Genomic DNA, 8,078 nt, shown 5'->3' with positions numbered 1-8,078 from the left:
TTCAGGGAGAGGGCGGGGGAGAGGGAGGGTCAGCGCAGTAGTTTCCTAGTCGGTAAGGCGCATAATCTGGAACAGGTTATCCGCCGTCGATGGTCGGCGGACAACGCTGGAGCGTCATGCGCCCTACGGAAGCGCAGGGCGGCGCGTTCCGTGGCTGTCAGCCGGCTCGGCGGGCGTCGATCGCCGGAATGGCCACCAGGCTCAGCAAGCGCTCATCGAACAGGCTGAACTGCCCGGCGATCTCCTTGCCGTGGTGCCATTCCTCCGACAGGTCGGTGAGCAGGCGCAGGCGGGCTTTGCCGCCGGCGCACCAGCTCAGCAACTCGGCATGCTCGAAATAGAAGCGCTTGCGCACCAGCGGGAAGAGCGCCTTGAACAGGCTCTCCTTGAGGGAAAAGGTGAGGGTGACCTGCAGAGCCGCCTGCCGTGGATCGAGGCGTGCGAGCTCATCTGGCGTCAGGATTTCCCCGGCCAGCCGTTCCGCTCGTGCGCTTTCCAGGCGGTTCTCCACGTCCAGGCCCAGCCCGCGCCAGTGGCTGCTGCGTGCGACGATGGCCGCTGCCCAGCCGTCACCGTGGGTGATCGAACCGCAGAAACCCGCCGGCCAGATCGGGGCGCGTTCCTCGTCCGTTCCCGGCACCCAGGCCGCCGAGCCCGCCGCCAGCAGCGCCGCGCGGGCGCAGAGGCGCCCGGCGAGGTATTCGGCCTTGCGCTTGGCCACGGAGCGCTGGATGTTCGCTGGCGCCTCGATGCGGCTCAGGGTGAAGTCCCCGGCCTGCAGGCGCTGGCGGTCGAAGCGGGTACTGCGCAAGTGGCAGCCCGCCAGCGGCGTGGGCAGGGGCCAGTCGGCGTCGAGTGGCGTACAGAAATCGGGGAGGGCGGTCATGGGAGCATTCTGCCGCGCCAGAACGTGGCTCACCAGTCACGCGGCACTTACATTCGTTTGCAAACCTTCACCAAAGGCGTACGGATTCGTCTGACCAGCTTTGTCACACTGCACGCCGCGTTCCCAAGGGGACGCAGGTGAGGTTGTTGTTGGAGTGCCGCCAAGGCGGGCTCTGACCTTAGACACTTGATTGAGTGCGGGAGCCCGAATGGGCTCCCGTTTTTTATTGCGCGGCGTTTTTAAGCGCCCTCGGGCTTCACGTCGAAGATTTCCTTGAAGAACGCCTGCAGGTCAGCCCAGGACTTCTGGTCGGCGGTCTTGTCGTAGCCCACGTCCAGGCCATGGCCCTTGTGCTTGTCGGCGTCCGGGCTGGTGAAGCTGTGCTTGGCGCCCGGCTGGATGACCAGCTTGTAGTCGGCCTTGGCGTTGTCCATCTCGCTTTTGAAGGATGCAACGCTTTCCGCCGGTACCAGGGTATCGGCGCCGCCGTGTTCGACCAGAATTTTCGCCTTGATCGCCCCCGGCTGCGCCGGCGTCTGGGTCGCCAGCACGCCGTGGAAGCTGGCCACGCCGGCCAGCGGCAGGCCGGCGCGGGCCATGTCCAGCACTACCTTGCCGCCGAAGCAGTAGCCGATGGCGGCAATCTTGCTCGGGTCGGTCTGCGGCTGTTTCTTCAGCAGTTCCAGGCCAGCCTGGAAGCGTGCCTTGGCGGCGTCGGCGTTCTTCAGTGCCTCGGCCATGAACGCCTTGGCGTCGTTGGGGTGTTCGGTGTGCTTGCCACCGCCATACATGTCGATGGCCAGGGCGCTGTAGCCCAGTTCGGCGAGGTCGCGGGCGCGGCGCTTGGCGTAGTCGTTCAGGCCCCAGAACTCATGGACGACGATGACGCCGGGACGGATGCCGGACTTGGCGTCGTCGTAGGCGAAGTAGCCGATCATTTTCGTGCCGTCAGTGGATTCGTAGGGTATTTCCTGGGTCTTGATCGCGGCGGAAGCGCTGGCTGCGAAGGCAAACAGCAGCAGGGCGGTGAGCAGGCGCATGGTGTCTCTCCGTGGCATTGGCGGTGGCGATGGCGGAATCCAAGAAGATAGCCGGTGATGGGGAAAACGCCCGCGGGTTTTGCCCGCAGCCGCTCAAGGGCGCACTTGTCGGTCGAGATTCGGATAGCTGGATGAGTGAAAAGTCCGACAGCCTCGTCTACCCTTGCGTCCATGTCCTGACCCGCGAAGCGATAGGCCGATGTTGGACCTGAGCACCTGGAATCTGACCATTCCCCAACGCGGCCCGGCCGCGACCATTTCCACGGCAAAACTCCGCCGTGACTACCAGAGCCCGTATTTCCGCCGTAGCGCCGATGGCGTGGAGTTCTGGGTGCCGGTGAACGGAGCCCATACCAGCGGCAGCGAATATCCCCGTACCGAGCTGCGCGAGACCCGGGCCGATGGTCGCCTGGTAACCTGGCGCTATCCGCTGGCGGAGAACCTGATGGTCGCCACCCTGCGCGTGGAGTCCGTGCCCTCCAGCCGGCGCATGGTGATCGGGCAGATCCACAGCAACGGCGGCGGCAGCGCCGAGGCCCTGCCGCTGGTCAAGCTGGTCTACCAGCAACGCCTGGACAAGGCGCGGGTACAGGCGCTGGTTCGCGATCGTCCCGACGACATCACCACGCGTACCTACACCGTCTATGACGGCATCCCCCTGGGCGATACCTTTACCTACCGGCTGGGCGTATCCAGCAGCGGAGTGCTGAGCGTGCAGGTCGAGAACGGCCAGGTCAGCCAGCAACTGGATACCCAATGGGCCTACCAGGGCCTGTACTTCAAGGCAGGCCTCTACCTGCAGGACAATCGCGGGCCCGCCAGCGAAGGCGGGCGTGCCACCTTTACCGATCTGAGCATCCGACACCAATGAAGACTTCTTCCATCGCGCGCCGCGCTTCCCTGGCCTTGTCCCTGCTGTTGCCGGCGGCACTGGCGCAGGCAGCGCCGGGCGACGATTTCGGCTCCTGCCTGAACCGCCTGCAGGGCGCCGCCCAGGCCAAGGGCGTCAGCGCCGCCAGCTTCGCGCAGTTCACCAAAGGGCTGCAGCCGGACATGAGCGTGCTGCCGCTGCTCGACGCCCAGCCCGAGTTCACCACGCCGATCTGGGATTACCTGGCCGGGCTGGTGGACGAGCAGCGCGTCGCCGACGGCAAGGCGCGCATGGCCGAACATGCCGACCTGCTGCGCAAAGTCGCCGCGCGTTACCAGGTCGACCCGGCCACGGTGGTCGCCGTGTGGGGCGTGGAGAGCGATTACGGCCGCATCACCGGCAAGCGCCCGCTGCTGGTGTCGCTGTCGACGTTGTCCTGCTACGGGCGGCGCCAGTCGTTCTTCCAGGGCGAATTCATCGCCACCCTCAAGCTGCTGCAGCAGGGCGATATCCGCGACAGCGGCATCACCGGCTCCTGGGCGGGCGCCTTCGGCCAGACGCAGTTCATGCCGTCGACCTACGCGCGCATCGCCGAGGACTTCGACGGCGACGGCCACCGCGACCTGGTGGGCAGCACCGCCGACGCCCTGGCGTCCACCGCCAACTATCTGCGCAAGGCCGGCTGGCGCGAAGGGCAGCCCTGGGGCTACGAGGTGAAGCTGCCGGCGGGCTTCGATGCCTCGCTGGCCGGGCGCACCAAGCGCCGCGCGCTGTCGGACTGGACCAGCCGTGGCGTGCAGCGCATCGATGGCAAGCCGATCCCGAGCATCGATTCCAAGGCGGCCATCCTGTTGCCGGCGGGCGCCAATGGCCCGGCCTTCCTGGTGCTGCGCAACTACGACGCGATCTATTCCTATAACGCGGCGGAAAGCTATGCGCTGGCCATTGCCCTGCTGTCCGACCGTCTGCGCGGCGAGCCGGGGCTGCGCGCGCCATGGCCGACAGACGACCCGGGCCTGAGCCGGGCGCAGCGCAAGGAGCTGCAGGAATTGCTGATCCAGCGCGGCTATGACATCGGCCAGCCCGACGGCATGATCGGCGACGTGACGCGCAAGGCGATCCAGCAGGAGCAGAACAAGCGCGGCCTGACGCCGGCGGACGGGCGCGCGGGGCAGAAGATTCTCAAGGCGTTGCAGGGCGGTTGATAGGCGCCGTCTCTTCATGCGTAAGAGGCCCCGGCATATGCCGGGGCCTCTTACGCATGAAGAGACGGCGCCTATCAACCGCCCTGCAACGCCTTGAGAATCTTCTGCCCCGCGCGCCCGTCCGCCGGCGTCAGGCCGCGCTTGTTCTGCTCCTGCTGGATCGCCTTGCGCGTCACGTCGCCGATCATGCCGTCGGGCTGGCCGATGTCATAGCCGCGCTGGATCAGCAATTCCTGCAGCTCCTTGCGCTGCGCCCGGCTCAGGCCCGGGTCGTCTGTCGGCCATGGCGCGCGCAGCCCCGGCTCGCCGCGCAGACGGTCGGACAGCAGGGCAATGGCCAGCGCATAGCTTTCCGCCGCGTTATAGGAATAGATCGCGTCGTAGTTGCGCAGCACCAGGAAGGCCGGGCCATTGGCGCCCGCCGGCAACAGGATGGCCGCCTTGGAATCGATGCTCGGGATCGGCTTGCCATCGATGCGCTGCACGCCACGGCTGGTCCAGTCCGACAGCGCGCGGCGCTTGGTGCGCCCGGCCAGCGAGGCATCGAAGCCCGCCGGCAGCTTCACCTCGTAGCCCCAGGGCTGCCCTTCGCGCCAGCCGGCCTTGCGCAGATAGTTGGCGGTGGACGCCAGGGCGTCGGCGGTGCTGCCCACCAGGTCGCGGTGGCCGTCGCCGTCGAAGTCCTCGGCGATGCGCGCGTAGGTCGACGGCATGAACTGCGTCTGGCCGAAGGCGCCCGCCCAGGAGCCGGTGATGCCGCTGTCGCGGATATCGCCCTGCTGCAGCAGCTTGAGGGTGGCGATGAATTCGCCCTGGAAGAACGACTGGCGCCGCCCGTAGCAGGACAACGTCGACAGCGACACCAGCAGCGGGCGCTTGCCGGTGATGCGGCCGTAATCGCTCTCCACGCCCCACACGGCGACCACCGTGGCCGGGTCGACCTGGTAACGCGCGGCGACTTTGCGCAGCAGGTCGGCATGTTCGGCCATGCGCGCCTTGCCGTCGGCGACGCGCTGCTCGTCCACCAGCCCGGCCAGGTAATCCCAGATCGGCGTGGTGAACTCGGGCTGGGCGTCGAGCAGCGGCAGCACGCTCATGTCCGGCTGCAGCCCTTTGGTGAACTGCGCGAAGCTGGCGGCGCTGACGCCCTTGGCCTGGGCGGCGCCCTGCAGGCGGTTCAGGCAGGAGCCGAAATCGTCGCCCGGCGCTGCCTGCGCCAGTGCCGCCGGCAACAGCAGGGACAAGGCCAGGGAAGCGCGGCGCGCGATGGAAGAAGTCTTCATTGGTGTCGGATGCTCAGATCGGTAAAGGTGGCACGCCCGCCTTCGCTGGCGGGCCCGCGATTGTCCTGCAGGTAGAGGCCTGCCTTGAAGTACAGGCCCTGGTAGGCCCATTGGGTATCCAGTTGCTGGCTGACCTGGCCGTTCTCGACCTGCACGCTCAGCACTCCGCTGCTGGATACGCCCAGCCGGTAGGTAAAGGTATCGCCCAGGGGGATGCCGTCATAGACGGTGTAGGTACGCGTGGTGATGTCGTCGGGACGATCGCGAACCAGCGCCTGTACCCGCGCCTTGTCCAGGCGTTGCTGGTAGACCAGCTTGACCAGCGGCAGGGCCTCGGCGCTGCCGCCGCCGTTGCTGTGGATCTGCCCGATCACCATGCGCCGGCTGGAGGGCACGGACTCCACGCGCAGGGTGGCGACCATCAGGTTCTCCGCCAGCGGATAGCGCCAGGTTACCAGGCGACCATCGGCCCGGGTCTCGCGCAGCTCGGTACGGGGATATTCGCTGCCGCTGGTATGGGCTCCGTTCACCGGCACCCAGAACTCCACGCCATCGGCGCTACGGCGGAAATACGGGCTCTGGTAGTCACGGCGGAGTTTTGCCGTGGAAATGGTCGCGGCCGGGCCGCGTTGGGGAATGGTCAGATTCCAGGTGCTCAGGTCCAACATCGGCCTATCGCTTCGCGGGTCAGGACATGGACGCAAGGGTAGACGAGGCTGTCGGACTTTTCACTCATCCAGCTATCCGAATCTCGACCGACAAGTGCGCCCTTGAGCGGCTGCGGGCAAAACCCGCGGGCGTTTTCCCCATCACCGGCTATCTTCTTGGATTCCGCCATCGCCACCGCCAATGCCACGGAGAGACACCATGCGCCTGCTCACCGCCCTGCTGCTGTTTGCCTTCGCAGCCAGCGCTTCCGCCGCGATCAAGACCCAGGAAATACCCTACGAATCCACTGACGGCACGAAAATGATCGGCTACTTCGCCTACGACGACGCCAAGTCCGGCATCCGTCCCGGCGTCATCGTCGTCCATGAGTTCTGGGGCCTGAACGACTACGCCAAGCGCCGCGCCCGCGACCTCGCCGAACTGGGCTACAGCGCCCTGGCCATCGACATGTATGGCGGTGGCAAGCACACCGAACACCCCAACGACGCCAAGGCGTTCATGGCCGAGGCACTGAAGAACGCCGACGCCGCCAAGGCACGCTTCCAGGCTGGCCTGGAACTGCTGAAGAAACAGCCGCAGACCGACCCGAGCAAGATTGCCGCCATCGGCTACTGCTTCGGCGGCAAGGTAGTGCTGGACATGGCCCGCGCCGGCCTGCCGCTGGCCGGCGTGGCCAGCTTCCACGGCGTGCTGGCGACCCAGACGCCGGCGCAGCCGGGGGCGATCAAGGCGAAAATTCTGGTCGAACACGGCGGCGCCGATACCCTGGTACCGGCGGAAAGCGTTGCATCCTTCAAAAGCGAGATGGACAACGCCAAGGCCGACTACAAGCTGGTCATCCAGCCGGGCGCCAAGCACAGCTTCACCAGCCCGGACGCCGACAAGCACAAGGGCCATGGCCTGGACGTGGGCTACGACAAGACCGCCGACCAGAAGTCCTGGGCTGACCTGCAGGCGTTCTTCAAGGAAATCTTCGACGTGAAGCCCGAGGGCGCTTAAAAACGCCGCGCAATAAAAAACGGGAGCCCATTCGGGCTCCCGCACTCAATCAAGTGTCTAAGGTCAGAGCCCGCCTTGGCGGCACTCCAACAACAACCTCACCTGCGTCCCCTTGGGAACGCGGCGTGCAGTGTGACAAAGCTGGTCAGACGAATCCGTACGCCTTTGGTGAAGGTTTGCAAACGAATGTAAGTGCCGCGTGACTGGTGAGCCACGTTCTGGCGCGGCAGAATGCTCCCATGACCGCCCTCCCCGATTTCTGTACGCCACTCGACGCCGACTGGCCCCTGCCCACGCCGCTGGCGGGCTGCCACTTGCGCAGTACCCGCTTCGACCGCCAGCGCCTGCAGGCCGGGGACTTCACCCTGAGCCGCATCGAGGCGCCAGCGAACATCCAGCGCTCCGTGGCCAAGCGCAAGGCCGAATACCTCGCCGGGCGCCTCTGCGCCCGCGCGGCGCTGCTGGCGGCGGGCTCGGCGGCCTGGGTGCCGGGAACGGACGAGGAACGCGCCCCGATCTGGCCGGCGGGTTTCTGCGGTTCGATCACCCACGGTGACGGCTGGGCAGCGGCCATCGTCGCACGCAGCAGCCACTGGCGCGGGCTGGGCCTGGACGTGGAGAACCGCCTGGAAAGCGCACGAGCGGAACGGCTGGCCGGGGAAATCCTGACGCCAGATGAGCTCGCACGCCTCGATCCACGGCAGGCGGCTCTGCAGGTCACCCTCACCTTTTCCCTCAAGGAGAGCCTGTTCAAGGCGCTCTTCCCGCTGGTGCGCAAGCGCTTCTATTTCGAGCATGCCGAGTTGCTGAGCTGGTGCGCCGGCGGCAAAGCCCGCCTGCGCCTGCTCACCGACCTGTCGGAGGAATGGCACCACGGCAAGGAGATCGCCGGGCAGTTCAGCCTGTTCGATGAGCGCTTGCTGAGCCTGGTGGCCATTCCGGCGATCGACGCCCGCCGAGCCGGCTGACAGCCACGGAACGCGCCGCCCTGCGCTTCCGTAGGGCGCATGACGCTCCAGCGTTGTCCGCCGACCATCGACGGCGGATAACCTGTTCCAGATTATGCGCCTTACCGACTAGGAAACTACTGCGCTGACCCTCCCTCTCCCCCGCCCTCTCCCTGAA

8 protein-coding genes are annotated in these 8,078 nt (G+C 66.6%); 4 read left to right on the top strand and 4 right to left on the bottom strand.

The annotated features are described in order from the left end of the window. Positions 1-157: 157 nt before the first annotated feature. Both C167_RS0100525 and C167_RS0100520 read right to left on the bottom strand, forming a co-directional pair. Entirely contained in the window at positions 158-886 is a 729-nt protein-coding gene (locus C167_RS0100525; protein ID WP_017516331.1) for a 4'-phosphopantetheinyl transferase family protein, read from the bottom strand. 239 nt (positions 887-1,125) lie between these two features. Next, positions 1,126-1,926, bottom strand: a complete 801-nt coding sequence (locus C167_RS0100520; RefSeq protein WP_017516332.1) for a dienelactone hydrolase family protein — start codon at positions 1,924-1,926, stop codon at positions 1,126-1,128. A gap of 199 nt (positions 1,927-2,125) precedes the next feature. Between C167_RS0100520 and C167_RS0100515 the strand changes: the two genes are divergently transcribed. Both C167_RS0100515 and C167_RS0100510 read left to right on the top strand, forming a co-directional pair. Continuing rightward, positions 2,126-2,797, top strand: coding sequence for a polysaccharide lyase family 7 protein (locus tag C167_RS0100515; protein ID WP_017516333.1), 672 nt, complete (start codon positions 2,126-2,128; stop codon positions 2,795-2,797). Further along, positions 2,794-4,002: a lytic murein transglycosylase gene (locus tag C167_RS0100510; protein WP_017516334.1), complete on the top strand. Its 1,209-nt coding sequence runs from the start codon at positions 2,794-2,796 to the stop codon at positions 4,000-4,002. The genes C167_RS0100515 and C167_RS0100510 overlap by 4 nt, the downstream gene beginning before the upstream one ends. A gap of 74 nt (positions 4,003-4,076) precedes the next feature. Here the strand turns inward: C167_RS0100510 and C167_RS0100505 are convergent, their stop codons facing one another. Together C167_RS0100505 and C167_RS0100500 are read right to left on the bottom strand one after the other, a co-directional pair. Next, positions 4,077-5,285 carry a lytic murein transglycosylase gene (locus C167_RS0100505; RefSeq protein WP_017516334.1) on the bottom strand — a complete coding sequence of 403 codons (1,209 nt, stop codon included), beginning with the start codon at positions 5,283-5,285 and terminating at the stop codon, positions 4,077-4,079. Next, complete coding sequence (locus C167_RS0100500; RefSeq protein ID WP_017516333.1) at positions 5,282-5,953, bottom strand: polysaccharide lyase family 7 protein; 672 nt, start codon at positions 5,951-5,953, stop codon at positions 5,282-5,284. The genes C167_RS0100505 and C167_RS0100500 overlap by 4 nt, the downstream gene beginning before the upstream one ends. A gap of 199 nt (positions 5,954-6,152) precedes the next feature. On the opposite strand from C167_RS0100500, the gene C167_RS0100495 reads away from it, so the two are divergent. Further along, entirely contained in the window at positions 6,153-6,953 is an 801-nt protein-coding gene (locus C167_RS0100495; protein ID WP_017516332.1) for a dienelactone hydrolase family protein, read from the top strand. A gap of 239 nt (positions 6,954-7,192) precedes the next feature. Further along, positions 7,193-7,921: a 4'-phosphopantetheinyl transferase family protein gene (locus C167_RS0100490; protein ID WP_017516331.1), complete on the top strand. Its 729-nt coding sequence runs from the start codon at positions 7,193-7,195 to the stop codon at positions 7,919-7,921. The last annotated feature ends 157 nt before the right edge of the window (positions 7,922-8,078 follow it).

The sequence above is a fragment of the Pseudomonas nitroreducens TX1 genome (assembly GCF_000313755.1).
GTDB lineage: Bacteria > Pseudomonadota > Gammaproteobacteria > Pseudomonadales > Pseudomonadaceae > Pseudomonas > Pseudomonas nitroreducens_A.
This window is presented reverse-complemented; position numbering and strand designations above follow the sequence as displayed.

What these genes read in the sequence shown, in the direction of transcription:
- C167_RS0100525 (WP_017516331.1), bottom strand. Translation starts at nt 886, where the DNA reads ATGACCGCCCTCCCCGATTTCTGTACGCCACTCGACGCCGACTGGCCC.
- C167_RS0100520 (WP_017516332.1), bottom strand. Translation starts at nt 1,926, where the DNA reads ATGCGCCTGCTCACCGCCCTGCTGCTGTTTGCCTTCGCAGCCAGCGCT.
- C167_RS0100515 (WP_017516333.1), top strand. Translation starts at nt 2,126, where the DNA reads ATGTTGGACCTGAGCACCTGGAATCTGACCATTCCCCAACGCGGCCCG.
- C167_RS0100510 (WP_017516334.1), top strand. Translation starts at nt 2,794, where the DNA reads ATGAAGACTTCTTCCATCGCGCGCCGCGCTTCCCTGGCCTTGTCCCTG.
- C167_RS0100505 (WP_017516334.1), bottom strand. Translation starts at nt 5,285, where the DNA reads ATGAAGACTTCTTCCATCGCGCGCCGCGCTTCCCTGGCCTTGTCCCTG.
- C167_RS0100500 (WP_017516333.1), bottom strand. Translation starts at nt 5,953, where the DNA reads ATGTTGGACCTGAGCACCTGGAATCTGACCATTCCCCAACGCGGCCCG.
- C167_RS0100495 (WP_017516332.1), top strand. Translation starts at nt 6,153, where the DNA reads ATGCGCCTGCTCACCGCCCTGCTGCTGTTTGCCTTCGCAGCCAGCGCT.
- C167_RS0100490 (WP_017516331.1), top strand. Translation starts at nt 7,193, where the DNA reads ATGACCGCCCTCCCCGATTTCTGTACGCCACTCGACGCCGACTGGCCC.